At 70.7% G+C, this 25,216-nt stretch carries 28 protein-coding genes, 1 pseudogene and 1 riboswitch; of the genes and pseudogenes, 9 read left to right on the top strand and 20 right to left on the bottom strand.

Annotation, left to right across the window (positions count from 1 at the left end; translation table 11 throughout):
* Window positions 1-55 precede the first annotated feature (55 nt).
* The 5 genes from AB0G04_RS11565 to AB0G04_RS11545 all read right to left on the bottom strand — a co-directional run bounded on the left by AB0G04_RS11565 (window position 56) and on the right by AB0G04_RS11545 (window position 3,655).
* Entirely contained in the window at window positions 56-571 is a 516-nt protein-coding gene (locus AB0G04_RS11565) for a hypothetical protein (protein ID WP_360980485.1), read from the bottom strand.
* A 2-nt stretch (window positions 572-573) separates the two neighbouring features.
* Window positions 574-1,551 carry a class A beta-lactamase gene (gene bla / locus AB0G04_RS11560; RefSeq protein ID WP_360980482.1) on the bottom strand — a complete coding sequence of 326 codons (978 nt, stop codon included), beginning with the start codon at window positions 1,549-1,551 and terminating at the stop codon, window positions 574-576.
* A 183-nt stretch (window positions 1,552-1,734) separates the two neighbouring features.
* Complete coding sequence (locus tag AB0G04_RS11555) at window positions 1,735-2,508, bottom strand: SDR family NAD(P)-dependent oxidoreductase (RefSeq protein WP_360980479.1); 774 nt, start codon at window positions 2,506-2,508, stop codon at window positions 1,735-1,737.
* Between the two features lie 109 nt (window positions 2,509-2,617).
* Window positions 2,618-3,259, bottom strand: a complete 642-nt coding sequence (locus tag AB0G04_RS11550; protein WP_360980476.1) for a nucleotidyl transferase AbiEii/AbiGii toxin family protein — start codon at window positions 3,257-3,259, stop codon at window positions 2,618-2,620.
* Window positions 3,260-3,313: 54 nt separating this feature from the next.
* Window positions 3,314-3,655 (bottom strand): hypothetical protein, encoded by a 342-nt coding sequence (locus tag AB0G04_RS11545; RefSeq protein ID WP_360980473.1) that lies wholly within the window; start codon window positions 3,653-3,655, stop codon window positions 3,314-3,316.
* Window positions 3,656-3,779: 124 nt separating this feature from the next.
* On the opposite strand from AB0G04_RS11545, the gene AB0G04_RS11540 reads away from it, so the two are divergent.
* Window positions 3,780-4,163: a hypothetical protein gene (locus AB0G04_RS11540; RefSeq protein WP_360980470.1), complete on the top strand. Its 384-nt coding sequence runs from the start codon at window positions 3,780-3,782 to the stop codon at window positions 4,161-4,163.
* A gap of 24 nt (window positions 4,164-4,187) precedes the next feature.
* Here the strand turns inward: AB0G04_RS11540 and AB0G04_RS11535 are convergent, their stop codons facing one another.
* From AB0G04_RS11535 to mgrA, 6 genes are all read right to left on the bottom strand, one after another.
* Window positions 4,188-5,147, bottom strand: coding sequence for a hypothetical protein (locus AB0G04_RS11535; RefSeq protein WP_360980467.1), 960 nt, complete (start codon window positions 5,145-5,147; stop codon window positions 4,188-4,190).
* Window positions 5,144-5,725, bottom strand: coding sequence for a pentapeptide repeat-containing protein (locus AB0G04_RS11530; RefSeq protein ID WP_360980464.1), 582 nt, complete (start codon window positions 5,723-5,725; stop codon window positions 5,144-5,146). The genes AB0G04_RS11535 and AB0G04_RS11530 overlap by 4 nt, the downstream gene beginning before the upstream one ends.
* On the bottom strand, window positions 5,722-6,732 hold the full coding sequence (locus AB0G04_RS11525) for an aldo/keto reductase (protein WP_360980461.1): 1,011 nt from the start codon (window positions 6,730-6,732) through the stop codon (window positions 5,722-5,724). Before AB0G04_RS11525 ends, AB0G04_RS11530 begins: the two co-directional genes overlap by 4 nt.
* A gap of 68 nt (window positions 6,733-6,800) precedes the next feature.
* Window positions 6,801-7,559, bottom strand: a complete 759-nt coding sequence (locus tag AB0G04_RS11520; RefSeq protein WP_360980458.1) for a nucleotidyltransferase domain-containing protein — start codon at window positions 7,557-7,559, stop codon at window positions 6,801-6,803.
* The gene (locus tag AB0G04_RS11515) at window positions 7,556-8,230 is read right to left on the bottom strand and encodes a nucleotidyltransferase domain-containing protein (protein WP_360980455.1); all 675 of its coding nucleotides are present in this window, start codon (window positions 8,228-8,230) and stop codon (window positions 7,556-7,558) included. Before AB0G04_RS11515 ends, AB0G04_RS11520 begins: the two co-directional genes overlap by 4 nt.
* Window positions 8,231-8,247: 17 nt before the next feature.
* A complete protein-coding gene (mgrA, locus tag AB0G04_RS11510; protein ID WP_360980452.1) occupies window positions 8,248-9,243 on the bottom strand; it encodes an L-glyceraldehyde 3-phosphate reductase in 996 nt (331 codons plus the stop codon).
* A 60-nt stretch (window positions 9,244-9,303) separates the two neighbouring features.
* Window positions 9,304-9,388, top strand: a riboswitch (glycine riboswitch).
* A gap of 75 nt (window positions 9,389-9,463) precedes the next feature.
* On the opposite strand from mgrA, the gene gcvP reads away from it, so the two are divergent.
* On the top strand, window positions 9,464-12,277 hold the full coding sequence (gene gcvP / locus AB0G04_RS11505; RefSeq protein ID WP_360980449.1) for an aminomethyl-transferring glycine dehydrogenase: 2,814 nt from the start codon (window positions 9,464-9,466) through the stop codon (window positions 12,275-12,277).
* A gap of 104 nt (window positions 12,278-12,381) precedes the next feature.
* On the opposite strand, the gene AB0G04_RS11500 is transcribed toward gcvP, so the two are convergent.
* The gene (locus AB0G04_RS11500; protein WP_093621362.1) at window positions 12,382-12,582 is read right to left on the bottom strand and encodes a DUF5999 family protein; all 201 of its coding nucleotides are present in this window, start codon (window positions 12,580-12,582) and stop codon (window positions 12,382-12,384) included.
* Between the two features lie 120 nt (window positions 12,583-12,702).
* On the opposite strand from AB0G04_RS11500, the gene AB0G04_RS11495 reads away from it, so the two are divergent.
* The 4 genes from AB0G04_RS11495 to AB0G04_RS11480 all read left to right on the top strand — a co-directional run bounded on the left by AB0G04_RS11495 (window position 12,703) and on the right by AB0G04_RS11480 (window position 15,901).
* Window positions 12,703-13,917: a chorismate-binding protein gene (locus AB0G04_RS11495; RefSeq protein WP_360980445.1), complete on the top strand. Its 1,215-nt coding sequence runs from the start codon at window positions 12,703-12,705 to the stop codon at window positions 13,915-13,917.
* A gap of 177 nt (window positions 13,918-14,094) precedes the next feature.
* Window positions 14,095-14,643: a sigma-70 family RNA polymerase sigma factor gene (locus AB0G04_RS11490; RefSeq protein ID WP_360980441.1), complete on the top strand. Its 549-nt coding sequence runs from the start codon at window positions 14,095-14,097 to the stop codon at window positions 14,641-14,643.
* Window positions 14,644-14,693: 50 nt separating this feature from the next.
* A complete protein-coding gene (locus AB0G04_RS11485) occupies window positions 14,694-15,182 on the top strand; it encodes a peptide deformylase (protein WP_360980438.1) in 489 nt (162 codons plus the stop codon).
* The gene (locus AB0G04_RS11480) at window positions 15,179-15,901 is read left to right on the top strand and encodes a class I SAM-dependent methyltransferase (protein ID WP_360980435.1); all 723 of its coding nucleotides are present in this window, start codon (window positions 15,179-15,181) and stop codon (window positions 15,899-15,901) included. Before AB0G04_RS11485 ends, AB0G04_RS11480 begins: the two co-directional genes overlap by 4 nt.
* Before the next feature lie 14 nt (window positions 15,902-15,915).
* Here the strand turns inward: AB0G04_RS11480 and AB0G04_RS11475 are convergent, their stop codons facing one another.
* Together AB0G04_RS11475 and AB0G04_RS11470 are read right to left on the bottom strand one after the other, a co-directional pair.
* Complete coding sequence (locus AB0G04_RS11475) at window positions 15,916-16,542, bottom strand: MBL fold metallo-hydrolase (protein ID WP_360980432.1); 627 nt, start codon at window positions 16,540-16,542, stop codon at window positions 15,916-15,918.
* A gap of 9 nt (window positions 16,543-16,551) precedes the next feature.
* Window positions 16,552-17,475 (bottom strand): TIGR03564 family F420-dependent LLM class oxidoreductase, encoded by a 924-nt coding sequence (locus tag AB0G04_RS11470; protein WP_360980429.1) that lies wholly within the window; start codon window positions 17,473-17,475, stop codon window positions 16,552-16,554.
* A gap of 93 nt (window positions 17,476-17,568) precedes the next feature.
* Between AB0G04_RS11470 and AB0G04_RS11465 the strand changes: the two genes are divergently transcribed.
* A complete protein-coding gene (locus tag AB0G04_RS11465; RefSeq protein WP_360980426.1) occupies window positions 17,569-18,087 on the top strand; it encodes a helix-turn-helix domain-containing protein in 519 nt (172 codons plus the stop codon).
* Between the two features lie 91 nt (window positions 18,088-18,178).
* Here the strand turns inward: AB0G04_RS11465 and AB0G04_RS11460 are convergent, their stop codons facing one another.
* Window positions 18,179-19,018, bottom strand: coding sequence for a LysR family transcriptional regulator (locus tag AB0G04_RS11460; protein WP_360980423.1), 840 nt, complete (start codon window positions 19,016-19,018; stop codon window positions 18,179-18,181).
* A 101-nt stretch (window positions 19,019-19,119) separates the two neighbouring features.
* Here AB0G04_RS11460 and AB0G04_RS11455 point away from each other — a divergent pair, with 101 nt between their 5' ends.
* A complete protein-coding gene (locus tag AB0G04_RS11455; protein ID WP_360980420.1) occupies window positions 19,120-19,845 on the top strand; it encodes an SDR family oxidoreductase in 726 nt (241 codons plus the stop codon).
* Between the two features lie 56 nt (window positions 19,846-19,901).
* On the opposite strand, the gene AB0G04_RS11450 is transcribed toward AB0G04_RS11455, so the two are convergent.
* From AB0G04_RS11450 to AB0G04_RS11435, 4 genes and pseudogenes are all read right to left on the bottom strand, one after another.
* Entirely contained in the window at window positions 19,902-20,639 is a 738-nt protein-coding gene (locus AB0G04_RS11450) for a hypothetical protein (RefSeq protein ID WP_360980417.1), read from the bottom strand.
* 68 nt (window positions 20,640-20,707) lie between these two features.
* Window positions 20,708-20,866 carry a hypothetical protein gene (locus tag AB0G04_RS11445; protein WP_360980414.1) on the bottom strand — a complete coding sequence of 53 codons (159 nt, stop codon included), beginning with the start codon at window positions 20,864-20,866 and terminating at the stop codon, window positions 20,708-20,710.
* Window positions 20,867-20,951: 85 nt separating this feature from the next.
* Window positions 20,952-20,996 (bottom strand): annotated as a pseudogene (locus tag AB0G04_RS11440) (hypothetical protein); the annotation flags it as partial.
* A gap of 210 nt (window positions 20,997-21,206) precedes the next feature.
* Complete coding sequence (locus AB0G04_RS11435) at window positions 21,207-21,368, bottom strand: GntR family transcriptional regulator (protein WP_360980411.1); 162 nt, start codon at window positions 21,366-21,368, stop codon at window positions 21,207-21,209.
* A gap of 241 nt (window positions 21,369-21,609) precedes the next feature.
* Here AB0G04_RS11435 and AB0G04_RS11430 point away from each other — a divergent pair, with 241 nt between their 5' ends.
* On the top strand, window positions 21,610-23,196 hold the full coding sequence (locus tag AB0G04_RS11430) for a hypothetical protein (RefSeq protein ID WP_360980408.1): 1,587 nt from the start codon (window positions 21,610-21,612) through the stop codon (window positions 23,194-23,196).
* Between the two features lie 848 nt (window positions 23,197-24,044).
* On the opposite strand, the gene AB0G04_RS11425 is transcribed toward AB0G04_RS11430, so the two are convergent.
* Window positions 24,045-25,097 (bottom strand): DUF6461 domain-containing protein, encoded by a 1,053-nt coding sequence (locus tag AB0G04_RS11425; RefSeq protein ID WP_360980405.1) that lies wholly within the window; start codon window positions 25,095-25,097, stop codon window positions 24,045-24,047.
* Window positions 25,098-25,216: the final 119 nt, after the last annotated feature.

The following is a 25,216-nucleotide window of genomic DNA, read 5'->3' as shown; positions in this document are numbered from 1 at the left end:
CCCTCAAGGGAGCAGGTCCACTTGACCACATGCCGCTACGGAAGGTGCGACCCACTCAACGCGTGGTGCGCTGGATCGTACGCATCAGGCGCCAGGCGGCGACCACGAGGACGACGGTGGACACCATCCACAGTGAGTACGCGACCGGCCGGGTGGCCAGCACTCCGCCGACGGATGGCCCGGGAGGTGCCGCGACGGTGTTGTAGACGGCCGACACCACCTTCAACACCACCGCACCGGTGAGCCAGCCGAGGGTCGCCTTGTCCCATCGCGGTCTCACCGGGACCCGGCGCAGCCACATCGCCACGGCGGTCACGGCAACGGTCATCGAGGTCAGCCAGATGAGTCCGCTGACCGTGTTCGCCTCGACGGCAAGCCCGGACACGTGCCCGAGCTCGTCCACGACATGGTCGGACAACGCATACGCGAACGCGGCCGGCCACACATCCGGCAGGCCATGGGTGACGACGGTTATCCGGTCCTCGTAATAGCCGATGGCCAGGAACAGGTGAATGACCTCGACGACCATGAGGACACCGAGAGCGGCGATCGATGTACGGCCCGCGGCCATACTCAGGTGATCCTGTCCAGTGCGTACTTCGCGGCTTCGGTGACGAGAGTGTTGTCGGGCTCCGCGTCGCGGCCGGTCCGGTGCGACATGACGGAGATGATCAGGGGTTCGGCCGGCTTCGGCCGCCACACGACGGCGATGTCGTTGGCGGGACCGTAATTGCCTCCGGTGCCGGTCTTGTTGGCCACGATCCATCCCGGCGGCACGGCGGCCCGGATCCGATTCCGGCTGCTGGGCGTCTCGTCGGCACGTTCCAGCAGGTCACGAAGGTAGGCCCGGGCGTCGCCGGGAAGAGCGTCGCCGGCGACGATCCGGTGATAGTCCGTACCGATGGCACGCGCGGAAGTCGTGTCGCGCTGGTCTCCGGGCGTCCAGTCGCGCCAGAGCGCCGGCTCCGTCCGCTCGGCAAGAGTCACGGTGTCGTCGAGCGTCCGCAGGTAGGCCGTCAGCGCAGCCGGACCACCGAGCTGACGGACGAGGAGATTGCCGGCCGTGCCGTCGCTGAAACGAATCGCGGCGTCACACAACTCGCCCAGCGTCATCCCGGTGGCCACCCTTTCCCGGGTCTTGACGGAGTTCCGCAAGTTCGGCTCCACGTCAGCCCGGGTGAACCGGATCCGCTGGTTCAACCTCGCCATGGGGGTGCTGTTCAAGACCGCGGCGGCCGCCAGCCCCTTGAAGGCCGAGCAGAACGGAAATCGCTCGTCCGCCCGGTGCGCAACGGTGACACCGGTACCGGTGTCCACCGCATACACCCCCAGCCGTGCGCCGAACCTGCGCTCCAGTTCAACGAGCCGGCCGTGACGTTCCGTCGCCCCGGACACGGTGGCCGAGGGAGGCCTGGGGGCGGCGTCCGGAGGGCTGACGGACGGGCGCGCCGAGGTGGTCGCCTTCTCGCCCTCCTGGGTGCACCCGGCCAGTAGGAATGCCGCAGCCCCGAGCACCGCCCGCCGGCTGACCGTCGGCCACGTTCGCGTCACAGCCCTCGGCCTTGCGACGAGAGAACCGCCGGCTCGCGTGCTGTCAACCGGTCGGCGCCGGGCGCGAATCTGCATGGGCGGCATCGGCGGCGCACCTCCATGATCATGGCGGGCAATCTACAAACCGGGTGCAAGCCGTACGTACCAGCCGAGGCAGGGGAGCGCTGAGCCGCCGGCCGGTGATCAGGCCGGGAGCTTGACGCCGGTGAGGTCCGCGCAGAGGGTGAGCAGCTGCTCCTGCAGGCTCTCGTCGTACGCCTGCGGGTTCGCCGGCAGGGACGTGCGGCGCTTGAAGTAGTGGCCGGTCACCGTGGCCGCCGGCTCGTCCGAGGTGGCGAGCCAGACCTGGGTCTCCGCACCCTCCGGCAGGTCGTCGGTGGCGTCCGGGCCTCCCAGCCGGGTGCGGATCCAGCCCGGGTCGACCGCGTTGCTCAGGGTGCCGGGCCGGAGCCGGGCCACCGCGAAGGCCAGCATCACGTCGTACAGCTTGGAGTCGCTGTAGGCCTGCATGCCGTCCCACTGCCGGGTCCGCCATTGCGCGTCGTCGAGGCGTGCCCGCCCGTTCGCCTCCAGCCCGGAGGTCAGGTAGATCAGGCGGGCCGGCGTCGGCATCAGCGCGGTCAACAGGTACGGGGCGAGCGTGTTGACCTGGAAGATCCGCTCCAGTCCGTCCTCGGTGATCTCCGGAGCGGATTGCCCGCCACCGATGCCGGCGTTGTGGATCACCACGTCGAACGGGCCGGCCTCGATCGCCTGGGCGGCCAGCTCACGGGTGTGGGCCAGGGAGGCCAGGTCTCCGACGATCACGTCGTGCGCCTGTGGCACAGCCGTGCGCGCGTCCTCGGCACGGCGCTCGGTGCGGGCGTGCAACGTCACCCGATGCCCGTCAGCCGCCAGGATCTCCGCGGTGTGCCGCCCGATGCCGTCGCTCGAGCCGGTTATCAGAATCGTCGCCATGACCATCATCCTGCCGGATCGGCGAACGGCTCGATTAACCGGTTCACCAGACCGCGCCGGCGGCCCCGCGCCAGCCGCCGTCCCGGCTCGCGGACGACGGGACCGGTGCTCAGGAGCGCGGCCAGTCCCGCAGCCGCGCGCGAAGGGTGGCGATCGCCTCCCGGTCCAGACCGTAGAGCGCGAACCGTGCGTCGTCGAGCCGATCCAGGTAGCGGCCCGCGTCGGCGATGTCCTCCGGGTCGAGCGCCGGGTCGGCCGCGTGTGCCAGATCGAGGATCCGGTCGAGGGGATAGCGTTCCAGAGCCGCCGCCACGTCGATGTAGTCGCGAACCTCCCGGCGGTTGACCAGGGCGGCCACCTTCGTGGCGACCAGGTCGTCGAGATGCATGACAGGTCCCACGTCCATGACGACCGGAGTGCGATGCCGGTCCAGGCGGCACAGCGTGAGGCGCAGCGCCCGGTGCTCGCCCGCGACCAGGAACTCCTGGATGTCGGCGTCCATGCCGGCGAACAGTTCGTCGGCGTCCTCCCGTACCACCCGGTAGCCGGCCGCGGACAGGGCCGACGTGACCTCCCCGGCGGCGGCGGCCACCCCACCGGCCGTGTCGGTGAACAGGTCGATGTCCTCGGTGGGCCGCGCGACCAGCCCGTTGACCAGCCACGCCACACCGCCCCCGAGCACGAAGCCGTGCTTGTCGGCGACGGCCAGGGCGATGCGGGCCACGTCCCGGTAGAAGTCGTCGACACTCACGCGCCCAGGTTGGCACACTCCCCGCACGTCGCACACGAGCGACGCGCTGCGAGGTCAGGCGGCGGCGCGGGTGCGTAGCCGGGGATGGCGAGCCTCCCAGGCGGCACGGACGCCGCGGGGAAGGTTGAGTTCCGGCCAGAGGCGCACCAGGGTGGCGCCGTCGAGGTGGTCGCGCAGCTCGTCTATGCGGATGGCCTCGCGAAGGACGTTCTCATACATCCACAGGAGCATGGTGTGCTGGCTCAGGTCGAAGGCCCGCTGCGGGTGCCACCACAGGCGCAGCGGCAGTTCGGCGAAGCCGGTCGTGGGGCCGCGCAACTCGCTGAGGGTGCCGGCCACGACCACCGGCCGGTGCGGCCGGGCGAGGTGGGTAACGGGAGCGGCACTCACAGACATGCCATCAGCGTAAACCGGCACACCGTACCGAAGGCAAACACCTAGATTCCTAGGATGCTCTAGCGGGTGTTAGGGGACTGCCGGTATGGGACTTCGTGGCCGGATAGTGACTATCCTGCCGATCATGGCCGAGACCTCCGCACAGCGTCGATACCGGGACGACGCCCGCCTTCTTGCCGTCATCGGCGCTCACCTGGCCGGGCAACTTCCGCCGCTGACCGTCCGCCTGCCCCGTGAGGCCGCCGAAGCCGCCGTCCGCACCTGGGAACGCGACGAGACCGACTCGCCGGGGGACGAGTCGGGCGAACAGGAGTACGTGCGGTCGTTCGCCGCCACGCTGGCCCTGATCGGCGCGGAGATCCAGCGGACCGGTGCCGGCAAGGACGGCGGGCACGTGGTGGTCACTCTGGACCCGGCGAGTGTCGCGGCGGCCGTGTTCGCCCACGAGTGCGCCACCGACGGCATGCTCCGCTCACATCCCACGGGGGAGGCCACCCCACTGTCGTGAGCCCTCCCGATTGCTGCCGCGGCGTTACTGCGAGGCGGTGGCGACCGGGTGACCGAAGGAGACCGGGCAGCGGAAGATGTGCAGATCCGAGGCCCGGCCGACCACCACCTCGGTCGGGTCGCACGGCGCATCGGGCGGGTCCTCGACCGGGCGCCAGCTCACGCCCTCCGCCGCCCACTCGCCACTGGCGACACTGAGCAGCAGGACCATCGCCGAGCCGCACTCCCCGCACCGGACGTCCTGCGGACCGGACACCGACCAGTCGGGGAACCCGCCGACCTTCCAGCCGGGTGCCAGCGCCAGATCGAAGAAGTAGTCGGCCCCGGTCTCCTCCTCCCAGTCGCTGATCCGGGCCGCCAGGTCCTCGGGCAGCAGGTCCTTGTCCTGGTATTCGACGACCTGCTCGGGGTGCAGCACGCAGGGCAGGGGCAGATAACGGTCGGCGACCACCGCCGGTTCGGGCGGCGCGGGGAGCCGGTCGGTGATGTCGGCACCGCGTCGCCAGTACACCCGCGGCCGGGGGTTGAAGTCGTCCTCCGGATGGTCGAGCGGGCACCAGACCACCTGCAGCAGGTCGCAGTCGTCCGGGCCGGGGAAGCCCGGCACGTCCCGCCGGTGCAGCTGCAGCACCGGGACCATCGGGACGGGCTGCCGCAGGAGACGCTCCGGTTCGGAGTAGTCCCACGCCGGGATCCCGGCGCGCTCCTCATCGGTGAGGTCGCGTCCTCTCGCGGCCGTCAGGTTGCCCCGTTTGTGCCGGATCGCCCCGGGTGTCAGCAGAGTGTCGGCGTGATGCTCCTCGCCGTCGGAGCAGTGCGGCCACGGCTCGGCGGCGGGCCACAGCAGCGGGCCGCCCACCGAGCTGTCCGCGGCGGTCGGATCCCCGGGCCGCGGATGCAGGCGGGTGACCGTCGCCGCGTGCTCGCGCAGTTCGGGGAAGACGGCGGCGACGTCGAACGGTCGCGGGGGCGTGGTGCGGCTCATGCGTCGCGGATCTGCAGGCCGAGCGCCATCGCCAGCACCACCGCCTGGTCGGCGGTGATGACCGTGTCCCGCAGCTCGAGCGTGCGCGGATCGAAGGCGTGCAGGTCGGTGCCGCGCAGGTCGCAGCCGGTGAAGTCGGCGCCGGTCAGCTGCGCCGCCGACAGGTCCAGTCCGCGCAGGGTGCCGTTGCGGGCGCGGACCCCGGTCAGGTCGGCCTCGCGCATGCGGACCCCGGTGAACGTGGCGGTGCCCAGGTCGGCGCGTTGCAGCCCGATGAACGACCAGTCGCCGCCGTCGACCGTGGTCAGGTCGAAGGTGCAGCCCTCGAACGTGCTGCCGACGGCCTTGCAGTTGGTCAGCGTCGCGTCGAAGAAGTTGCAGTTGACGAAGCGGCAGTTCAGGTAGGCGACGTCGGCCTGCTGCGAGCAGTTGAACCGGGCGTCGCGGAAGACGCACCCGGAGAACTCGACGCCCTCCAGGTCGGTCTCGCACAGGTCCAGCGCGGAGAACTGGACACCCTCGTGACGGCGTTCCTTGCCGGCTCCGGCGTCCCAGTCGCTGGTGGTGAGGGTCTTCACGGAGTACGCCGCCGGGGCGACCTGGCGATGTAGGCGTGCGGGTACGGCAGCGGCTGCTCCCCGGCGGCGGTCAGCTGCTCCATGTGCTTCTCGTCGAGGCTCCAGCCGGTGGCGCCCAGGTTGTCGGCCAGCTGCTCGACGGTGCGGGCGCCGACGATCGGGGCGGTCACCCCGGGCCGCTGCGCCAGCCAGCGCAACGCCACTTGGGCCGGGCTGCGCCCGATCGTGGCGGCGACGTCGATCAGGGCGTCCGTGACGTTCCAGACGCGCTCGTCGACGCTGTCCTGCCAGTTGCCGAGCCACGGCTGCTTGTCGCCGTCCCAGCGGCTGCCGGCCGGCGCCGAGGTCATGCCACGCCGGTACTTGCCGGTGAGCCAGCCACCCCGCATCGGCGACCACGGGATGATGCCGACACCCTCGTTGCGGCAGACCGGCACGAGTTCGGTCTCGATCTCCCGGTCGATGAGGTTGTAGAGCGGCTGGGCGGCCACGAACGGCTCCCAGCCGCGGAACCGGGCGATGTCGACGGACTTCTGCAGCTGCCAGGCCGCGTAGTTGCTGACTCCCAGGTGTCGGACCAGGCCGGCGCGGACCAGGTTGTCGAGCGTCGACAGGGTCTCCTCGATCGGCGTCGTCTCGTCGAAGCAGTGCAGCTGATAGAGGTCGATGTAGTCGGTGCCGAGGCGCCGCAGGCTGGCGTGCACCGCCGAGATGAGGTGCTTCCGGCCGGCGCCGTGGTCGTTGCCGGCGTCACCGGTGGCCCAGAACCCCTTGGTCGCGATGACCAGGGCGTCGCGCTGCTGCCCGGCCAGCCACCGGCCGATGATCTCCTCGGAGACGCCGCCGGCGTACACGTCGGCGGTGTCGATGAAATCACCGCCCGCCGACACGTAATGGTCGAGGATGGCGTGCGACGCCGTCTCGTCCGCCTCGTTGCCGAATGTCATCGTGCCGAGGCACAGTTCGCTGACTCGAAGTCCGCTGCCCCCGACGTACCGGTACTCCATCCGTCGATCCTTTCAGGCCGTCCGGGCATTGGCCACCGTGACACGGGAGCTGTGGGCGATCGGCGACATCACGTCGGGGAGAGACCGAGCCGGGTGCGGACGATCAGGTCGTGCAGCTCGTCCACGGCGCTCGCGTCCGCGTACCCCGGAAGGTGGCTGTTGTCCCTCGCCTCTTCGAGTTCGGCGCGCAGCGCCGGGATGTCGGCTGCCAGACAGGCGGCCGCCCGCGCCGGCATCGGGCCCTTCTCGGCCTCGCGTTTCGCGGCGATCAGCTCCGGCACGTAGGCGATCCGCTCGCCGAGAACGTTCAGGTCGCACTCCAGCGCACCGGTGCGCATCAGGTGGATGCCGGTGAGCAGCACCCGCAGCGTGTACAGAGCCGGCTTGATCCGTCCGGTGCTCTGGTAGAGGCGCTCCTGGCCGTGCGAGAACCCGAGGTAGTGATGGGCGTGACCGCTAGTGATCATTCGCGGGGCCAGCGCCTTGAGCCGCTCGTGCAGCGGCGACGTCGCCACCACCAGCGGTGACAGCAGCTGCTCCAGGACATAACCGTTGCGGCTGTTGAAGAGCTTCGCGAACTTGCGCAGGTCGTGGCTCACGATGTCCAGCTCGACGCCGTCGCGGTCGCCGGACCGCTCGATGGTCTCCGGGCCGGTGCGCAGGCCGACCACCTCGTGCGCGGGCAGGATGTGCGCGGCGCGCAGGTCCAGGTCCGAGTCGACGGAGGCGAAGCCGTACAGGTGCGCGCCGCTCACGGTGGCGAAGATCAGGGGATACGGCAGTGCGGTCGCGGCGTCCGCGGCCCACTCCGGCACGTCGAGGGTCACTCGAGATTCCTTTCCCGTACGGCTACGAGCACCCGGTCCACGGCGGTCCGGTCCGGGCGCGGGGGCAGTGCGGTCGAGGCGGCCGCCCCGGCGAGTTCGTCCTGGAGCCGGGCGGCCCACGCGGACACCTCGTCCCAGGGCGTCTCGCCGCGCTTGACGGCGAGCAGCTCGTCACGCAGGTGCGACACGTCGACAAGCACCTCGCCGGTACGCAGCACGTGCGCGCCGGCCATCAGCAGCCGGATCATGTGCATCGCCTGCTTGAAGTTGACCTCGCCGGTCCGCTCCCGCCGGGACGCGACCCTGGTGAGCTGGTCACGGGCATAGTTGCCGTAGGTCTCGGCGACCCGCTGCGACAGGAACGCGCGCCGCACCGCGACCAGGGACGAACCGTCCGGTGTGATCGACTCGACGATCGGCGACCACAGCACCTCGAGGACCGTCGGGTTGGCCTGCAGGGCGAGCGTGCAGAACCGTTCGATCTCCCAGGAGAACTGTTCCTCGGCCGGCCCGTCGAGGTGGGTGGGCGGCTTGTCGAGACTCCAGAAGTCGCGGGTCGGCGCCACGAACACGCCCCGGCGGTCGTGGTCGGAGCCCGGCCCGGCCAGGCCGTAGGCGCGGGAACCGACCACGACCGCGAGGGCCGTGTGCCGTTCGACGTACTCGATCATGACGCCTGAGGCTACGGCTACAGGTCCAGCACCGTCGCGTCGATTTCGTCGAGTTCGCTGCGGTCCAGTGCCGGATTGGCGAGTGCGGCGACGTTGTTCTCCAGCTGCTCGACGCTTGAGGCGCCGATGATCAGGCTGGTCATCCGCTCGTCGCGCAGTGCCCAGGCCAGGGCCATCTGGGCCAGCGACTGCCCCCGCCGCTTGGCGATGTCGTTGAGCGCATGCAACCGGCCCAGGGTCTTGTTGTCCAGGGCGCTCTCGTTGAGGAACACGCTGGTGCGGATCCGGGAGTCGTCCGGGATGCCACCGAGGTAGCGGTCGGTGAGCAGGCCCTGCTGCAGCGGGCTGAACGCGATGCACCCGGCTCCGGCCGCCTCCAGGGTGTCCAGCAGCCGGTCGTGCTCGATCCACCGGTTCAGGATCGAGTACGACGGCTGGTGGATCAGCAGCGGCGTGCCGAGGTCGCGCAGGATGCCGGCCGCACGGGCGGCCTCCTCGCTGCGGTAGTTGCTGATACCGACATAGAGGGCCTTGCCGGAGCGCACGATCGCGTCGAGCGCGGTCATCGTCTCCTCGAGCGGGGTTTCCGGGTCGGGCCGGTGGTGGTAGAAGACGTCGACGTAGTCCAGGCCCATCCGCTTCAGCGACTGGTCCAGCGACGACACCAGGTACTTGCGGGAGCCCCAGTCGCCGTACGGGCCGTCCCACATGGTGTAGCCGGCTTTCGTCGAGATGATCATCTCGTCGCGGTGCTGCCGGAAGTCGGCGGCCAGGATGGTGCCGAAGTTGGTCTCGGCGCTGCCCGGCGGCGGACCGTAGTTGTTCGCCAGGTCGAAGTGGGTCACCCCGAGGTCGAAGGCGCGGCGGACGATGGCGCGCTGACGGTCGGCGGGGCGGGCGTCACCGAAGTTGTGCCACAGGCCGAGGCTGATGGCGGGAAGCTTGAGGCCACTGCGACCGGCACGCCGGTAGATCATCGAGGCGTAGCGGTCGGCGGCAGGGAAGTACGTCACATCGCACACCCTAGGACTCGCTGGATCAAGGGTGTGCGCTGGTAGGTTAGCGGGGCCGGCAACTCCTGTGCGGGAGAGACCACCACGGCGCCGAAGGGGCAAATCCTCCCCGGAACCTCTCAGGCAAAAGGACCGCACAGGCAGGCGACTCTGAAGTGCCCGGCTGGGTATGACAGAGGGGGAGGTTGCTTCTCGACCTTCTCACGCCTTGGAGTTGCCCATGACGTCGTCGCCGTTCGTCTCCCGCCACATCGGCCCGGATTCCGGCGAGCAGTCGCACATGCTCAAGGCCATCGGGTACCACTCGGTCGACGAGCTGATGGACGCCGCGATCCCGTCGTCGATCCGCTGGCGCGGGACCCTCGATCTGCCGGCCGGTATCTCCGAGGAGGAGACGATCGCCGAGCTGCGCGCGATCGCCGGCCGTAACGTGCTCGCCACCCCGATGATCGGGCTCGGCTACTACGGCACCCACACGCCCGCGGTGATCAAGCGGAACGTGCTGGAGAACCCGGCGTGGTACACGGCCTACACGCCGTACCAGCCGGAGATCAGCCAGGGGCGCCTCGAGGCGCTGCTCAACTTCCAGACCATGGTCACCGACCTGACCGGCCTGACCACGGCGAACGCGTCGATGCTCGACGAGGCCACGGCGGTCGCCGAGGCGATGACGCTGGCCCGCCGCTCCTCCAAGGTCAAGAGCAACGTGTACGCGGTCGACGCCGACACGTTCCCGCAGACCCTCGCCGTGCTGCGGACCCGTGCCGAACCGCTCGGCATCGACGTCCGCGTCGTCGACCTCGACGGCGGCGAACTGCCCGAGGAGTACTTCGGCCTGCACCTGCAGTACCCGGGCGCGTCCGGGGCGATCCGCGACCACGCTGCCCTGGTCGAGGCCGCACACGGCAAGGGTGCCCTGGTCACGGTCGCCGCCGACCTGCTCGCGCTGACCCTGCTGCGCGCCCCGGGCGAGATCGGCGCCGACATCGCGGCCGGCACCACCCAGCGTTTCGGGGTGCCGCTCGGCTTCGGCGGCCCGCACGCCGGCTACCTCGCGGTCCGCGCCGGTCTGGAGCGCTCGCTGCCCGGGCGCCTGGTGGGCGTGTCCAAGGACGCCGACGGCGACCAGGCCTACCGGCTCGCCCTGCAGACCCGGGAGCAGCACATCCGCCGGGAGAAGGCGACCAGCAACATCTGCACCGCGCAGGTGCTGCTGGCCGTGATGGCCAGCATGTACGCGGTCTACCACGGCCCGGCCGGCCTGCGCGACATCGCCGTGCGGACCCACCACAGGGCCCGTGCCATCGCCGCCGGACTCACCGCGGCCGGGGTGGAGCTCACCGCGGACGCGTTCTTCGACACCGTGACCGCCCGCGTCCCGGGCCGGGCCGCCGAGATCGTCGACGCGGCCGCCGCCGCCGGCGTGGACCTGCGCCTGGTCGACGCCGGCCACGTCTCGGTGTCGACCGACGAGACCACCACCGACGCGCACGTGGCGACGGTGCTGCGGGCCTTCGGTGCGCCGGAGCAGACGGCCGGCCCGCGGGTGATCCCGGACGGGCTCGAGCGGACCTCGGACTACCTGACGCACCCGGTGTTCAACACCCACCACTCCGAGACCAGCATGCTGCGTTACCTGCGCAAGCTGTCGGACCGCGACTACGCGCTGGACCGCGGCATGATTCCGCTGGGCTCGTGCACGATGAAGCTGAACGCCACCACCGAGATGGAACCGGTCACCTGGCCGGAGTTCGCGAACATCCACCCGTTCGCCCCGGCGTCGCAGACCCGGGGGTACGAGGACCTGGTCGCCCAGCTGGAGGCGTGGCTGGCCGAGATCACCGGGTACGACGCGGTCAGTGTCCAGCCGAACGCGGGCTCCCAGGGTGAGCTGGCGGGCCTGCTGGCGATCCGCGGCTACCACCGCTCGCGCGGTGAGGCCCACCGCGATGTCTGCCTGATCCCGTCCAGCGCGCACGGCACCAACGCGGCGAGCGCCGTGATGGCCGGCATGCGGGTCGTGGTGGTGGCCTGTGACGCCGACGGCAACGTCGACATGGCCGACCTGGACGCGAAGGTCGAGAAGCACCGCGACGCCCTGGCGGCGATCATGGTGACCTACCCGTCGACGCACGGCGTCTACGAGACCGCGATCGCCGACCTGTGCGCCCGGGTGCACGAGGCCGGCGGCCAGGTGTACGTCGACGGCGCGAACCTGAACGCGCTCGTCGGTTTCGCGCGGCCGGGCAAGTTCGGTGCGGACGTGTCCCACCTCAACCTGCACAAGACGTTCTGCATCCCGCACGGCGGTGGTGGCCCCGGTGTGGGCCCGGTCGCGGTCGGTGCGCACCTGGCCGAGTTCCTGCCCGGCAACCCCCTGGAGCCGGGCGACCACCACGCGGTGTCGGCGGCGGCGCACGGGTCGGCCGGCATCCTGCCGATCTCGTGGGCGTACATCCGGATGATGGGCCCGGACGGTCTCGCGGCGGCGACCGCCTCGGCGGTGCTGACGGCCAACTACGTGGCTGCGCGGCTGCGCGAGCACTACCCGGTGCTGTACGCGGGCGAGCACGGCCTGGTCGCCCACGAGTGCATCCTCGACCTGCGGCCGATCACCAAGGCCACCGGCGTGAGCGTCGACGACGTCGCGAAGCGGCTGATCGACTACGGCTTCCACGCGCCGACCATGTCGTTCCCGGTCGCGGGCACCCTCATGGTGGAGCCGACCGAGAGCGAGGACCTGGCCGAGCTGGACCGTTTCATCGCCGCGATGATCGCCATCAAGGGCGAGATCGACAAGGTGGCGGCAGGGGAGTGGCCGGCCGGGGACAACCCGCTCGCGAACGCGCCGCACACGGCGTCGGCGGTGACGGCGGACGAGTGGAACCACCCGTACTCACGCTCGGTTGCCGGATTCCCGGAGGGCGTGGACCGGACGGCGAAGTACTGGCCGCCGGTGCGCCGCATCGACGGGGCCTTCGGGGACCGGAACCTGGTGTGTTCCTGCCCGTCGCCGGAGGCGTTCGAGGACTGAGTCGTTCGGGGTTCCTCGCGCAGGTCGCGGTCGTCTCTGATCGCGGCCTGCGCCGCTTTCCCGGTCCTCGATTGATTACGCTGCGTCGCGTGTTCTGTGTTGGCTCAGGCAGCGAGGGCGTGCACGGCCGGGCCGCGGTGCGGCTCGATTGTGGTGCCGTCGGGGAGCAGCTCACCGGTGTCCTCGAAGACGATGACACCGTTGCAGAGCAGGCTCCAGCCCTGCTCCTGGAAGGTGGCGATGATGCGGGCAGCCTCACGGTCGGTCGCGTCGGCTGGTGGGCAGGTGATCAGGTGCTGGCACATCAGGTGTACTCCGGTTGGGGGCTGTGTGAAGGTTCACATTTGCGGTGACGAACGTTACCTCACATCGAACGACACTGGTTCAACCCGGTGACGGCGTCGGCCCGCGGATCCGCGGCTCCCATGCTCCACGCCGGAGCGGTCGTCGACCACTCTCCGCTACCTCCGATCGGTCGTCCGCCGGGCGCCCCGGCCGACTGTCAAGCCCGCCACCTCGTGTTGAGCGTCTTTCGATGGCATCGGGGTGATCCCGGTGACCCTGCCGAGCTTCTGTCCGGGTTCCTGGACGACAACGGACTACCGGTGCGCAACCTTGGCCGAACGGGTGACAAAAAGCAGACGATCGGCGATGGCACCATTTGCGGAGCAGCACTGTACGTATCCGCCGATGCCGGTTCCGTGATGGCAGGCGGTGTCATTGGAGCGCGCTCTCCGGTGCCCGGCATTCCCGACGTATACGCTGTCCTTTACGGACATGCCTCCGATGTCATGCCCATCAAGGATATTTCCGGTGGTGCGGTGCAGCCGTGGAGCCTCGGCCCGTGGCGCGACAGCTGGACCCGCGCCGAGCACGCCCACGCGGTCGAACAGGTCCGCGCCGCCATCGGCCGCGGCGACGTGTACCAGGTCAATATGGTCGGGCACGCGTCGGCCGGCTACACCGGCGACCCGGCCCCGGCTCTGCGGCGGATCGCCGCCCTGTCCGGTGCCCGTTACGGCGGCGTTCTCACCGGCGAGGGCTGGGCCGTCGCCACCGCCTCACCCGAGACCCTCGTCGAGGTCCGTGACGGGCGGGTCGTCACCCGGCCGATCAAGGGCACCCGGCCGGCCACCGCCGAGGGGCGGCGCGAACTGCTCGCCTCGGCCAAGGAACGCGCCGAGCACGTCATGATCGTCGACCTGGAACGCAACGACCTGGCCCGCCTGCCGGGCACCGGTCCGGTGCGGGTGGACGAGCTCTTCGCCGTACGCGAATGGAGTGGCCTCTGGCAGGCCGAGTCGGTGGTCTCCGCCGACCTGGACGGCGACGTCGGTCTGGCGGACCTGCTGCGCGCTGTCTGCCCCGGTGGCAGCGTCACCGGCGCCCCGAAACTGGCCGCCCTCGCCCAGATCGCCGCCCTCGAGCCGGTCGGCCGCGGCGTCAGCATGGGCGGGCTCGGCTGGATCGGACCCGGCCACCTGGACCTCGGTCTCACCATCCGGACCGTCGCCGTCGACGGCCACCGCGTGCATGCCTGGGCCGGCGGCGGCATCACGGCCGACAGCGACCCCGACGCCGAGGTCGACGAGGCCGCCGCCAAGGCCGGGCCGCTGCGTGCCGCGTTGCGGGGGCGCTGACCGTCCCGCAGCCCGCCACAGCGATCCGGCGGACGTCTCTCCCGATTGCGTGCCACTGTCGGTGACCGCCCCCACGAACGGCGGGCGAGCGCGTACTTTGACGCTCGCGCAGCACGGGGGAACGTCCACAGTGGCATCCGCGTGCGCGGTGGACGCACGAAAGGCGAGATCGCGGACATGCTTGAACTTCTCGACAAACCGGCCGTACCGGTCCGGACCCGTCGACCTTCCACACTGGCGTGGCGGGATTTCGACGGGTTCGCTCACTCTGCCACCGCCCGGCTGCACAGCAGTGCCTTCCAGCTCTGCCGGGACTGGCACCTGGCTCAGGACCTCACCCAGGCCACACTGGCCAAACTGTTCCTCAGCTGGGAACGCGCCGTGGACAGTGACAACCTCGTGGCGTACGCCCAGAAGATCCTTCTGCGCGTCTACCTCGACCATCGGCGGCGGCGCAGCTCCACCGAGACCGTCCCCGGAGAACTGCGGGAACCCGCCTACTCGGTCAGCCCGGAGCTGCGGGTCACCCTGTTCGAAGCGCTTGCCAGTCTCCCCGTCCGGGACCGGGCGATCGTCATGCTCCGGTACTTCGCCGACCACAGCGTCGAACAGGTCGCCCAGGAACTGGACGTGCCGATCACCGTGGTCAAGAGCCAGACCCGGCGGTCGCTGATCAAGCTGCGGCAGATGCTGAACACCGAACGGCCCGCCCTGTTCGCCTCCTGACCCGCTCACCGCCGTCCGGTGCGGCGTAACGACCGGATAACCTTTGAGGCATGACAGTTCGGCCCATTCGGCTCTACGGTGACCCGGTCCTGCGCACGCCCGCCGACGAGGTCACCGACTTCGACGCGCAGCTGCGGGAGGTGGTCCGCGATCTGGAGGACACCGTCCGGGAACCCGGACGTGCCGGGGTCGCCGGACCGCAGATCGGCGTCGGTCTGCGCGTGTTCTCGTACAACGTCGGCGGTGTCGTCGGTCATCTGGTGAACCCGGTACTCAGCGGCTTCGCGGGCGAACAGACCGACGAGGAGGGCTGCCTGTCGCTGCCCGGCCTCGGCTACGCCACCACCCGCTACGCCTCGGTGGTGGCCCGCGGCTTCGACCAGCACGGCGAACCGCTCGTCATCGAGGGCACCGGCTTCCTGGCCCGCGCGCTCCAGCACGAGACCGACCACCTCGACGGGCGGCTCTACGTCGACACGCTGACCGGTGACGTACGCCGGCAGGCCCTGCGCGAGATGCGCCGGGTGATGCCCCGATGACCTCCCCGCCGACTCCGTCCTCGTCGTCGCCGGCTTCGCCGTCCCCGGCAACCCCGGCCCCGGCGGATGACGCGCGCCGGATCGCGGCGGCCGCCCTCGCCGCCGGTGACCCCACCGGCTGGTTCGAGACCCTCTACGCGGGGGCGCGTGCCGGTACCGCATCGGTGCCCTGGGACGTGCCCGAACCGAGCGCTCACCTGCGTGCTCTCGGCCTGCCGCCCGGCGAGGGTCGCATTGCGCTGATCGTCGGCTGCGGTCCGGGCCGGGACGCCGAGTACGTGGCCGCGCTCGGCTACCGGGTCACCGCGTTCGACATCTCGGCCACCGCTATCGCCCTAGCCCGGGAACGGCACCCCGGCACCGCCGTCGACTACGTGGTGGCCGACCTGCTGGATCCGCCGGCGGCGTGGCGGCAGGCGTACGACCTGGTCCTGGAGAGCAACAACGTGCAGGCCCTGCCGGTGGACATCCGGGCGGCCGCCATCGCGACGATCGGCACGTTCGTCGCACCGGGCGGCATCTTGATCGTCCTGGCCGCCGCGACCACCCGGCTGGACAGTGACGGTGCGGGCCCGCCGTGGCCGCTGACCCGCGCCGAGGTCGAGGCCTTCGCCACCGGCGGGCTGTGGCCGATCTCGATCAGTCAGGTGGCCGCTGCCGGCACCACCCTGCCGACCCGCTGGCAGGCCGTCTTCACGAGCCGGCCCGCCGACCGGTAACCGCGGTCCGGCCGTCAGAGGGCGACAGACTCGCCGAGCGGGATGCGGGCGTACCCGGTGCCGGCCTTGAACTCCATCCAGCCGTCGAAGTTGGCGTACCCGACGTCGGACGACAGCATCCGGTCGTGGATCGGGAACGCCCGGCGCGGCGCGATCGCCCTGGTCATGTCGAGGGCGTCGCGATGTCTTCCCCACGGGGCGGCGGCCGGCACGAGCAGCGTCGTCACCAGCACCTCGGGTACGAAGTACGAGTCACCGGGGTGGTAGACGCCCTCCACCACGTACCCGAGGTTGGCGCAGCCGGGCAGGCCGTCGTAGATCTCGGCGTGCTGTCCGCCGACCGCGGTCACCCCGAACCCGGCGGCGGTGAACTCGTCGCCGGCCTCCACCACGTGCACCGCCTGCGGGATCGCCGCCTCCGCGGCCTCCGCGGCCACCGATGCCGGCGCGAAGACGCGGATCCCGGCCGCCAGCCCGGCCAGCCGGCCGAGGTCCACGTGGTCGTCGTGCTCATGGGTGACCAGGATGTCGGTCACCCCGTCGAACGCCTCGGGCTCGGTCCAGACGCCCGGATCGATCAGCAGCCGCCGGTCGCCGTCGTCGAGCCGGACACACGCGTGGGTGAACTTGACCAGTCGCATCGGCCCACCCTACGAAGATCGCCGGTCCCCGGCCGCCCCGGCGAGCCCGGTCAGCAGTTCGACGGCCCGTTGCTGTTCGGCGGGATCGCCGAGCGGGGCCGCTACGAACTCGGTGACGCCGGTGCCGGCCAGGCGGCGCAGAGCCCGGGCGACCGTCTCCTCGTCGCCGACGACGGCGACGTCCTGCGGGCCGGCGGCGTTCTCCCGGTCCAGCGCGGCGCGGTACTCGGGCACCCGGGCGGCCATCGCGAACCGTTCGGCGATGCGCGCCCGGGCGGCGTCCGGGTCGGCGGTCACGCAGACGGGCAGCGCGGCGACGACCCTCGGTGCGGGACGGCCCGCGGCGCTCGCCGCGGCGGTGATCCGCGGGACGATGTGTGATTCCAGGGTGTGCGGGCCGGTCATCCACGTGACGGTGCCGTCGGCGGCCTCGCCGGCCAGGCGCAGCATCGCCGGGCCGAGAGCGGCCAGCAGGACCTGCGGTGCGGGGGCGGGTACGTCGACCGTACCCATCGCCGTCAGGAATTCCCCGGAGTGGGCGACCGGCTCGCCCCGCAGGAGCGGGCGCAGGATCTGAAGGTATTCCCGCAGGTAGCGGGCCGGGCGGTCGGCAGGCAGGCCGAACATGGCGCCGGTCATCGCGCCGATGCCCGCGCCGATGCCGAGGGTGAGACGGCCGCCGGTGGCCGCCTGGATACTGAGAGCTTGGCCGGCAAGGGTGAGCGGATGTCGCTGCCGGACCGGGACGACGGCGGTGCCCAGCGGTACGCCCGGCGCGTGCCCACCGGCCAGGACCAGTGTGGTCAGGGCGTCCCAGCCGAGCGCCTGGGCCGACCAGATGCCGTCCAGGCCGCGGGCGGCGGTGGCCTGGGAGAGCAGATCGTCGCGATCCGCTGGGCCGCGGACCTCTCCGATCATGACGCTGATGCGCATGCCGTGCTCCTGCCGTCCGTCAGCCGGAGAGGGTCTCCGGTTGTATGCCGGTAGCATACGGAGAGGTTCTCCGATTCGGCAACGGGAGGTCGCGTGCGCAGTGACGCTCAGCAGAACCGTGACCGGGTGCTCGCCGCCGCGCGCGCCGAGTTCACCACGTACGGCTCCGCCGCCTCGCTCAACAAGATCGCCCAGCGGGCCGGCGTCGGGCCGGGTACCCTGTACCGGCATTTCCCCACCGCGCAGGCGCTGCTCGTCGCGATCATCGCCGAGGATGTCGCGGCGCTCTGCACCACCGGCCGTGACCTGCTCGGACACCAGGACGCGGGCCGGGCGCTGCGCGAGTGGCTGCGCGCCGTAGCAGTGCACGCCACCGCGATGCGCGGCCTGGTCGCCACCGAGTCACTCGACGCCGCCGGTTCGGCCCTGTCCGCCTGTCATGACCAGATCCGGCAGGTGGGAGCGGCGCTGCTGGCCCGGGCCGGTGCCCGTGACGACATCGACGACGTGCTGGCCGTCGTCAACGCGGTGGCCTGGGCCAGCGAACGTCTCCCGGCCTCCCCGGGCCTCCTCGACCGCCTCCTCGGCCTGGTGACCCGCGGCCTGCCCTGACGACCCGGATCCGTAGCCGGTCCACGGCCTGGTGACCCGCGGCCTGCCCGGATGGCCCGGAGCCATGGCATGGCCACGGCCGGATGGCCCGTCAGAGGCGGATCGCGGTACGGATGAGGCCGGCCAGGGCAAGTGAGCGGCTGTGCGGTGGCCAGGCGATCACCGTCGTCACCCGTGGTGCGTCGGGCACCGGCACGGTCGCCACGTCGGCGCCGAGCAGCGACCGGCACGACTCCGGCAGGACCGCCGCGGCCCGGCTCAGCGCGATCAGCTGGAGCAGCTGGGCGTGGTCGCGAACCTCCGGGCCCGGACCGTCCGGATAGCGGCCGTCCCGGCCCGGCCAGCGCGGTAACGGCAGTCCGGGGATCGCGGCGACGTCCGCCATGCTCAGCGTGCGGCGCCCGGCCAACGGATGCCCGGCCGGCAGGATCGCCACCTGCCCCTCCGTGGTGAGCTCCTCGATGTCGAGACCCGCCGCCGAGTCGAAGGGCAGGTGCAGCAGGGCGACGTCGGCCTGCCCGTCACGCAGCAGGCGCTCCTGCTGGCCGACGCCGCACAGCAGGACGTCGACCGGCACGGCGCCCGGCTCGGCGGCGTACGCGTCGAGCAGCTTCGGCAGCAGCTCGCTCGATGCTCCGGCCTTGGTGACCAGGACCAGGCCCGCCGGGCCGTGAGCGGCGCGGCGGGTGCGCCGTTCGGCGGCGTCCACCGCGTCGAGTGCCGCGCGGCCCTCCCGCAGCAGCACAGCACCGGCCTCGGTCAGCGTGACCGCCCGGCTGCTGCGCTCGAAAAGGGTGACACCCAGCCGGCGCTCGAGTTGCCGGATGGCCCGAGACAGTGGCGGCTGCGCCATCTGCAGACGCTCGGCGGCCCGGCCGAAGTGCAGCTGCTCGGCCACGGCGACGAAGTACCGCAGTTCCCGCGTCTCCATGCCGCCCACGGTAGCGCCCGGCCGGCTCGATACCCGGCGGGTATCGACGGTGACCCAGACGGTGCTGGTGCCATGGGCCCGGTCCGAACAGGATCAACGGCATGAGTGAACGCACCATCGCGCTGGTCACCGGCGCGAACAAGGGAATCGGATACGAGATCGCGGCGGGGCTGGGCGCGCTCGGCTGGAGCGTCGGCATCGGCGCCCGCGACGAGCAGCGGCGCGAGGCCGCGGTGGAGAAACTGCGGGCGGGTGGTGCCGACGCGTTCGGCGTGCCGCTCGACGTGACCGACGACGCCAGCGTGACCGCCGCCGCCGCGTTGATCGGCGAGCGTGCCGGACGCCTCGACGTACTCGTCAACAACGCCGCGATCACCGGCGGCTGGGAGCAGGCGCCGACCCGTACCGATGTCGCGATCGTGCGGACCGTGATGGAGACCAACGTGATCGGCGTCATCCGGGTCACCGACGCCATGCTCCCGTTGCTGCGCCGCGCCACGTCACCACGGATCGTGAACATGTCCAGCAGCGTCGGGTCCCTCACCCGGCAGAGCGATCCGGCGGGCGAGACCGGGCCGCTGTCGATGGCGTACGCACCGTCGAAGACCTTCCTCAACGCCATCACCGTCCAGTACGCCAAAGCGCTGCGCGACAGCGGCATTCTCGTCAACGCCGGCTGCCCGGGTTTCACGGCGACCGACCTCAACGGTTTCCGCGGCGTACGGACCGCCGAGCAGGGCGCGGCGATCGCCGTCCGGCTCGCCACCGTGCCCGCCGACGGCCCGACCGGCGGCTTCTTCGAGGACGCCGGTGTGGTGCCCTGGTGACAGCCGGAACCGTCCGGGCCTGACCGGGTCCGGGCCGGACACGGGACGCGCCGGCCTCAGCCGGTCCGGTCGAACGTGACCGAGCTGCCGGCCGGCCGGGCGTGCCACAGGACGGACAGGGCGGGATGATCGTCGACGCCGGCCCGCATCCGGGTCAGGGCAGCCGCGCGGGCCGGCCCGATGGGGGAGAAGTCCCAGCCGGTGTCGGCGGTGGGCACAGTCGGGAACCCGCGGAACTGGACCACGAGGCTCGCCCGCCACCGCACCGGACCGTCGTCGCCGGGCATCGCCAGCTGCCGGGTGAAGCTCAGCGTGGCCGCCCGGTCGGTCCAGGAGTACCGCCCCCACCGGACGATCACACCGTCCACTCCGGCGTCCCGGGCCGGCCCGTCGATCGGGGTCTGGGCGAACTCGGTGAAGGCCAGCCAGGCGGATTCCACATCGGTGACGCTGTCCGGATCCACGTGATGGGCCAGCAGGAGGCGCTCCAGAACCTCACCCGCGTTCTCCGACCGTACGGCCTCCGCCGCGACCCGGAACGTGTCACGCCCCTCCCGGTCGGTGACGCCGTGGCGCAGCCGGATCAGGACGGTCTGCTCGTCGTCGCGGCCGACGACCTCACAGCGCAGGTCGAGCGGGGTGGGCAGCCGTGAGCCGTGGATGTCGCCGATGTCGAGCAGCGGCGCGTTGCCGAGGATGACGGCCGACCTGCCGTCCGACTCCGACAGGTGCACCTCGACCATCACGGGGTAGTGGCCGGTCAGATCGATGGCTGTCGCCGTTACGAAGTGCACAAGGGCGATCGTGCCAAATCAGCGCATCCCGGGGGCCACCAGGGGTGACCTGCGGGATGCGCCCGTGGTCACGGCGGCGGGGCGTGCTCCGGTTCTCCGGTCAGAGCACGGTGCAGGCGGTGCCGTTGACGGTGAACGCGGCCGACGCCGGGGGTGCTGCCGGTCCAGCTGCCCAGGAATCCGAACGATGCCGAACCGCCGGGGGCGACCGCGGCTTTCCAGGGCACGTTGCTGATCGTCACCGCCTGCGCCGGCCTGGGCGTGGATGGCACCCCAGAGCTGACTGATCCGCTGACCGCCGGTGAATTGCCAGGCCACGTTCCAGGACGTGAGGGCCGTACGCCCGGTGTTGACGATCTTGACCTCGCCCTGGAAGCCGCCCTGCCGCGAGCCGATGGCCCGGTAGGTAGCGGCACACGCCGTGTCGTCCGGCGGCGTGCCGACCGAGGCGCCCGGGGACGGGCTGCCCGGCGACGGGCTCGTCCCGATTCTCGACGGGTCGACGACGCCCGTACGCGGACTTCGCCTGCAGCCGAGTGTCGAACAGCAGAGGCCCGTCCTTGCGGGTCACCGACGGCGAGTCCTTCGCTTCAGAGGAGTGCGATGGCTCGTCGGGCGGTCGTGGCCGATGCCGTATTCCTGCTGGAGGATGACCTCGGAGGGGAGGCGCTGGCCGGGGCATAGCCGGCCGGTCCGGATTCGGGCGCGCAGCAGGGGGGCGACGTGCACATACAGCTGGCAGGGGCGACTGGCTGGACTGATGGCCGATGTGCGCCGATTGTCCTCGTTACATTAGGTTCTGCTGCCCCACTCCGGCGCGGGCGGCACGCCCGTGACGTGGCCACCCATGCCTGTATGCAGTGGGTGGCCACCCGAGCTGACGGCGGCTGCCTGCCTTGTGGCCACCGAACTCGTCAGCAGGTCGGCTGAGCGCGCCGTAACGATGACGGACCGCCCCAAGGAGCCTATGATGCCCGCTCTGCCCACCCTGCGCCGCGCTGCCGTCACTGGTCTTGCCGTGTTGGTGCTGACCTCGGGCTGCGGCCTGTTCGGCGGCCATGATGACCGCGCCGCCGAGCTCATGAACGGCGCCGTCCACGACGACGAGACGGGCGTCCGGCTCCCCCGCGCCGTCGTGGACGGGATAGCAGTGAAGTTCGCGCCGAAGGACGACCCGCCGCCAGTTGTCCCGAAGATCCTGACCGGCGTGCCGAACGTCCCCTTTCAGCAGAAGCTCGCCGACAAGGCCGTCATCCTGCTGAAGACCATGAGCGACGATGTGACCGGCAAGATTCGCCCCGAGGACGTGGCCGACTGCAGCGCGGGTCAGTTGGCCAAGGGGTGGGCCGCGAGTGTGCGTAAGGGGCACGCCAAGGAGCTCGACGTCTGCGTTGCCGCCAAGGACGGAGCTCAGTGGCTGCGGGTGACGAACCGGAACGGCTACCCGATCGTACTGATGCCGGCCCGGGGCGCCACCGACGCGACGCCTACCGATTACGACGTACGGATGCTCCAGGACGACCTATTCCTGCTGTTCGGGCTGCAGCTGGAAGCGGTGGCCGGACACCGGCTGGCCGGCGGGCTGAAGAGCGCCGAACTCGAGATCACCACGGACAACTCGTTCCTGGTCAACGTAACGGCGTCGCCGCTACCGATCGCCTGGGACGTCGGCACCGCATTGCTGTCGATCGTCCTCCCCGGCGTACCCCGGGCGAAAGCGCTCCTGAGCAGTGCCGAACGAGCCACCATCAAGGCCATGGGCGGGCCTGCGGCCAGCATGCGCGCGAGTAAGGAAACGGTGGTCAACCAAATCAAGAACGACCCGACGCTGCGGGATATGGGCGAGCAGGCGGAACAGGTGCAGGCGCTGGTGGACCTGTGGTCGTGCCTGGTCAAGTCAAAAGCCGCGGTGATGGACGTGTCGGTCAAGGACGGGTACGAGGCGATCCGGTACTGCGTCGGGCTGGTCGCGCAGCCGTTCGGCAAGGAGGTCGTGGCGCTCGGCGCCGACCTGCTCAAGAACCTGAAGGTGTTCAACGAGGTTCGTGACTTCCTCCGGCACGCGATCACCCCGGCCGTGATCGAGGTGCGGGCGCCGCTGCGGGAGAGCCGGCTGGGCAACGTCGATTGGCTGGCCACAGCCGGGTCGAACCTCGGCTGCGACAGCGAGCCCGAGATGCTCCAGCGACTGGTCCAGCACGACATCACCGGTGACGGGGTGCCGGACACGTTCGTGACGCTCGACTGCTACACCAGCAATCAGATCGCCCCGGACGAGATCCAGGTGTACGACGGCAGCTCTGACCCGGCCGCCCCGGCCCTGCTTGGCGTGCTCACCGACGGTGTGAGCGCCAACTTCCACCTGAAGTGCCTCACGTTCGAGGGCAAGACCGTCCTGACCCGGGGGTACGTCCTGAAAGGCGACGACCCGGCCGGTGTGCCCAGCCTCCTGGGCGTGCGGTCGGCGACCTGGGACGGCACCGTGTTTCGGTTGTCCAGCCTGAGCACCAGTGCTGCCCCGGACGGATACGACTCGGATGTTCCAGGCTGCGACTGAACCGTTTGGGACCTGTGCGCATGTACACCAGCGCAGGGCACTACGTGTTCAGCATGGGCCGATTCGAGTGACGCTGGACATTCAGCAACATCCGGCCCTTGGCTCTCACTGTCGCGACCGAATCAACTGGGGCCGGTCTACTTCGAGACGTCCGGCCCGTCGGCCAGCTGGGCGTCGAGCTACAGCGAGACGCCGTTGCCGGAGCGGCGGGGGACCGGCCGGCTGGTCCGAGTGACGGTGAGGGCCTGAGCGATGGCGGCGGCCGCGGCGTGTAGCTCGTCGGCCGTCGGCGAACAGGCGCATTGGTCACCGCTGCGGTGGCCACCAGGTGCTTGTGCCCCACCACGACGGGTGCCATCACCTACGGCAGCACGGTCGTGACTGGCAAGATCACTTCGTACAACCGGAGTGTTGGTTCCGCGGGCGTCTTCAACGTTCCCGCTGGCCAGTGCCGCAGTGTTGCGGCCGCCGTTGCCGTCCTGGTTTTGCTTCCCGAGCCGTCGTGCTGTCAGTCCCGGCGGTCGTACCAGTCGAGTACTGGCCGACGGTTGTAGCGCGGGGTGCTACCACGGGCCACGACCGCCAGGAGCGCGGGAAGTCCGGGTTACGGGCGATCCAGTTGCTGGCTGCCGGGTTGCTTGCGCCGCACAATCCGGCGATATCCGAGGTAGTCACCAGGTCGGCGAGGTCCCCTTTCATGCCACGGCCTTCGCTGCCCGTGGAACGACCTCGGTGAATCGAGGTCTGCCGCTCGCTGCAGAGCGATACCCGCGAGTCATGGCCCATCACGAGCGGCCCCGGCGGCCAAGGACGTGTCGTAGCGGGTAGTCGTGCGGTCGATGTGCTGCCTAAGAGTTCGTGAGTCGACCGCGTAGTTCCTTGCGGATCGCGTCCCAGCGTTCACCGAAGGCGTTGTACACGTGGTCCAACCCGTCCAGCACATCGGCGCCGTGGGCGTGGCACAACAATTTGGTGAACGCCCACCCGGCCTGCTCCCGCACCACTCGCGCATCCGGCTGCGCCGTCGCCGGGGCCCCGGCGGCCGACGCCCAGAATCCGTCTGCGGCTGCCGACATCCGGTTGCGGACGTCGTAGACCGCATGCTCCGCCTCGCTGTCCAGCAACCGGCCAGCGCGCAGCGCGGCGATGCCGTCGCGCACGGCGGGCTCATTGTCGAGTTCGGCGGCCCGGGCCAGTTCCTCCAACAGCCAGCCCAACGCCGCCCGGCGTACCGGCTCGGGCGCCAGCCGCAAAGCGGAGTCGGTGTCCGCGTCCACAAGCCGGGACGGCGAGGAGGGATCACTGGGTATCGGCGGCGCGACAAGCAGGTACTGCGGGCTGTCGAACCACTCTTCGGTCAGCACGACACCGGTGCGCCGCTCGATGAAGGCCATCATCCCCGCCTGCCAGTACCCCGCGTAACCGCCGTCATCATCCGTGCCCGCCATGGCGACCAGCTCGTCCAGGTCGCCGTCGAACGCCGTCGGATCACTGCCCTCGCATTCGTCGGGGAAGTCGACGCTCCACCGTGTCTGGACCCTGCCATAAATTGCGTAGGTGAGGTCGTTGACTTCGTTCACGTTCCAGAACGCACTGTGCACCCGGGCACCCTCGCTGAGCCACCTCAGCACTTCGGAGCGCGAACCCTGGAAGCCGTTGTCCTCGATCATCACGACGTCGGAGCCGATCTGGCCGATGACGTAATGGCACTCATCGGAGTCGAAGTCACGTTCCTCGGGCACTCCACGGCGCAGCGTCGCCGGGTCAGCCCCGAGCCGGCGGGCCACCTCTTCGACCCCGAACGGCTTGGTGACCGGCTGGATCACGGTGTAACACGCCGCCTGGTCCAGCCCGCCGTGCCCCAGAACCCGAGCGTATCGCTCCGCGATGTCGTCCCCCACCGCATCATTCTCCGCCGCTCAGAGGCATCAGCGGAGCCGAACGGCACGTCTTAAGACCGCGGTCTTACGAACGAGGTCGCTCATGAGGTCGACGCAACACGCGGGTCCTACGACGCCCG

The sequence above is a fragment of the Actinoplanes sp. NPDC023801 genome (assembly GCF_040639655.1).
Classification (GTDB): domain Bacteria; phylum Actinomycetota; class Actinomycetes; order Mycobacteriales; family Micromonosporaceae; genus Actinoplanes.
Note: the sequence above shows the minus strand (reverse complement) of the source record. Positions and strands in the feature narration are given on the sequence as shown.

Coding starts and splice junctions, on each gene's coding strand:
- AB0G04_RS11480 (WP_360980435.1), top strand. CDS start 15,179: ATGACCTCCCCGCCGACTCCGTCCTCGTCGTCGCCGGCTTCGCCGTCC.
- AB0G04_RS11565 (WP_360980485.1), bottom strand. CDS start 571: ATGGCCGCGGGCCGTACATCGATCGCCGCTCTCGGTGTCCTCATGGTC.
- AB0G04_RS11455 (WP_360980420.1), top strand. CDS start 19,120: ATGAGTGAACGCACCATCGCGCTGGTCACCGGCGCGAACAAGGGAATC.
- AB0G04_RS11525 (WP_360980461.1), bottom strand. CDS start 6,732: ATGGAGTACCGGTACGTCGGGGGCAGCGGACTTCGAGTCAGCGAACTG.
- AB0G04_RS11495 (WP_360980445.1), top strand. CDS start 12,703: ATGCTCCACGCCGGAGCGGTCGTCGACCACTCTCCGCTACCTCCGATC.
- AB0G04_RS11555 (WP_360980479.1), bottom strand. CDS start 2,508: ATGGCGACGATTCTGATAACCGGCTCGAGCGACGGCATCGGGCGGCAC.
- AB0G04_RS11430 (WP_360980408.1), top strand. CDS start 21,610: ATGCCCGCTCTGCCCACCCTGCGCCGCGCTGCCGTCACTGGTCTTGCC.
- AB0G04_RS11545 (WP_360980473.1), bottom strand. CDS start 3,655: ATGTCTGTGAGTGCCGCTCCCGTTACCCACCTCGCCCGGCCGCACCGG.
- gcvP (WP_360980449.1), top strand. CDS start 9,464: ATGACGTCGTCGCCGTTCGTCTCCCGCCACATCGGCCCGGATTCCGGC.
- AB0G04_RS11540 (WP_360980470.1), top strand. CDS start 3,780: ATGGCCGAGACCTCCGCACAGCGTCGATACCGGGACGACGCCCGCCTT.
- AB0G04_RS11485 (WP_360980438.1), top strand. CDS start 14,694: ATGACAGTTCGGCCCATTCGGCTCTACGGTGACCCGGTCCTGCGCACG.
- AB0G04_RS11500 (WP_093621362.1), bottom strand. CDS start 12,582: ATGTGCCAGCACCTGATCACCTGCCCACCAGCCGACGCGACCGACCGT.
- AB0G04_RS11475 (WP_360980432.1), bottom strand. CDS start 16,542: ATGCGACTGGTCAAGTTCACCCACGCGTGTGTCCGGCTCGACGACGGC.
- AB0G04_RS11490 (WP_360980441.1), top strand. CDS start 14,095: ATGCTTGAACTTCTCGACAAACCGGCCGTACCGGTCCGGACCCGTCGA.
- AB0G04_RS11470 (WP_360980429.1), bottom strand. CDS start 17,475: ATGCGCATCAGCGTCATGATCGGAGAGGTCCGCGGCCCAGCGGATCGC.
- AB0G04_RS11460 (WP_360980423.1), bottom strand. CDS start 19,018: ATGGAGACGCGGGAACTGCGGTACTTCGTCGCCGTGGCCGAGCAGCTG.
- AB0G04_RS11535 (WP_360980467.1), bottom strand. CDS start 5,147: ATGAGCCGCACCACGCCCCCGCGACCGTTCGACGTCGCCGCCGTCTTC.
- AB0G04_RS11515 (WP_360980455.1), bottom strand. CDS start 8,230: ATGATCGAGTACGTCGAACGGCACACGGCCCTCGCGGTCGTGGTCGGT.